Origin of the sequence: Nocardioides sp. LML1-1-1.1 (assembly GCF_040676175.1) — a bacterium.
Lineage (GTDB): Bacteria > Actinomycetota > Actinomycetes > Propionibacteriales > Nocardioidaceae > Nocardioides.
In genome coordinates, this window is sequence record NZ_JBEGHK010000014.1 from 1 (window position 1) to 1402 (window position 1402).

Consider the following 1402-nt stretch of genomic DNA (forward strand, 5'->3'; position numbering starts at 1 on the left):
GACAGAGCCCCGCGGGGTGGTGGGCTTTGAGGTGGTCCTCGGTGCCCTACTCGCCAGCCTCGATGGCGGCGTGATCACCAGTATCCACCGGGTCGTTGAGTAGCGCCATGGACTCTTCTGAGAGGTAGCGGCGGTCGCCGGCGATCCATTCGTCGTGCATGTCGATCAGGACCGCACCGACGAGCCTGATCACGGCGGCGGCGTTGGGGAAGATCCCCACGACCCGGGCGCGGCGCTTGATCTCCTTGTTGACTCGCTCGAGTGGGTTGGTGGACCAGATCTTGCGCCAGTGGGCCTTGGGGAATCCGGTGAACGCGAGGACCTCGGCCTTCGCCTCATCCATCAGGGGGCCGACTTTGGGGAACGAGGCGGCGAGCTGGTCGCGGACCTCGTCCCACGCTGCGTTGACGGCCTTCGGGTCGGGTTGGGCGAAGATCGTGCGGAACACCGCCGCGACCATGTCGGCGTGAGACTTCGGCACGTGGGCGAGCAGGTTGCGGGCGAAGTGGACCCGGCACCGCTGGTGCGCGGAGCCTTGGAAGGACCGCTTGAGCGCCGCCACGAGGCCGGAGTGCTGATCGGAAATGACCAGCCGCACCCCGCCCAGGCCGCGTTGTTTGAGGCTGAGCAGGAAGCTGCGCCAGAAGACCTCGTCCTCGCTGTCGCCGACGTCGAGCCCGAGGACCTCCCGTGTGCCGTCGGCGGCGATCCCGGTCGCGACCACGACTGCCATCGAGACCACCTGGCCGCCCTTGCCGGGCTTGTTGCGCACGTGCAGGTAGGTCGCGTCGAGGTAGACGTAGGGGAAGCTCGTGTGGTCGAGGGGGCGGGTGCGGAACGCGCCGACGGACTCGTCGAGCTGCTCGCAGATACGGGAGACCTCGGACTTGCTGATCCCGGAGTCAGCGCCGAGCGCGACCACCAGGTCGTCCACGCTGCGGGTCGAGATGCCGTGGACGTAGGCCTCCATCACGACCGCGTAGAGCGCCTGGTCGATGCGGCGGCGCGGCTCGAGGATGGAGGGAAAGTAGGAGCCTTTGCGGAGCTTGGGGATCCGGACTTCGATGTCGCCGGCCTTGGTCGCCAGCAGCTTGGGTCGGGTGCCGTTGCGTTCGGTGACGCGGTCCTCGGTGCGTTCGTAGCGGCCGGCGCCGATCACCCCGGCGGCTTCGAACTCGACGAGCTCTTGGAGCACGGTGCGAACCGATTCACGGATCATGTCGACACCATCGCCGGTGCGGAACGCCTCGAGCAGCTCGGACAGGGCAGACTGGGACAAGGCCATCGGTGGTTCTCCTTCAGTGCGTGACTTGGTCGTTTCACACCGAAGATCCCGCCGATGGCCGCCTACTTCACGCCACCACGCCGGTCCTCAAACCCCACCACTCCACGGGACTCTCCT

Annotated in this window: 1 protein-coding gene; it reads right to left on the reverse strand. The window is 67.3% G+C overall.

The window, feature by feature from the left end:
* Positions 1 to 46: 46 nt before the first annotated feature.
* Positions 47 to 1285, reverse strand: coding sequence for an IS256 family transposase (locus tag MRBLML1_RS23250; protein ID WP_364520622.1), 1239 nt, complete (start codon positions 1283 to 1285; stop codon positions 47 to 49).
* Positions 1286 to 1402: the final 117 nt, after the last annotated feature.

What these genes read in the sequence shown, in the direction of transcription:
- MRBLML1_RS23250 (WP_364520622.1), bottom strand. Translation starts at nt 1,285, where the DNA reads ATGGCCTTGTCCCAGTCTGCCCTGTCCGAGCTGCTCGAGGCGTTCCGC.